This is a genomic window from Tsukamurella sputi (genome assembly GCF_007858445.1).
Taxonomy (GTDB): domain Bacteria; phylum Actinomycetota; class Actinomycetes; order Mycobacteriales; family Mycobacteriaceae; genus Tsukamurella; species Tsukamurella sputi.
This window is the reverse complement of sequence record NZ_VIGV01000237.1, coordinates 1-510: the sequence shown is the minus strand read 5'-3', so window position 1 is coordinate 510 and position 510 is coordinate 1. Positions and strand designations below refer to the sequence as shown.

The 510-nt window shown below is 67.5% G+C and carries 1 protein-coding gene; it reads left to right on the top strand.

Annotated features, from left to right (window positions below; translation table 11 throughout):
• Positions 1-348, top strand: a 348-nt coding sequence (locus FK268_RS23965; RefSeq protein ID WP_146437926.1) for an ectoine synthase, incomplete at its 5' end; no start/stop codon positions are given.
• Positions 349-510 lie beyond the last annotated feature (162 nt).

Sequence of the window (510 nt, the reverse complement as noted above, 5' to 3'; positions counted from 1 at the left end):
GACGTCGCCGCCGGCCACTGGCGCAGCAAGCGCATCGTCCTCGGCGGCGACAAGGTCGGCTTCTCGTTCCACGAGACCGTCATCGAGCCCGGCACCGTCAACGAGTTCCACTACGCCAACCACGTGGAGGCCGTGTGGCTCGTGGAGGGCGAGGGCACGTTGCTCGACCGGGAGACCGGCGTCGAGTACCCGCTCGCGCCCGGCACGATGTACCTGCTCGACGGCAACGAGCGGCACACCGTGACCACCAGGACCCGCATGCGCATGCTGTGCGTCTTCAACCCGCCCGTCGTCGGCACCGAGGTGCACGACGAGAACGGCGTCTACCCCCTGGTCGCCGTCGACTGATCCTCACCTTGAATTGAACACCGTTTCGGACAGAAGACCCGCAGGTCAGAATGTCGGAAACGGTGTTCAATTGCGTCTGGGGCCGATCTAGAGAGCCAGGGCGAAAGCGCACGCGGCGACCACCACCACCGCCGCGACGGCGTCGAGGCGACCCGGCCCCGC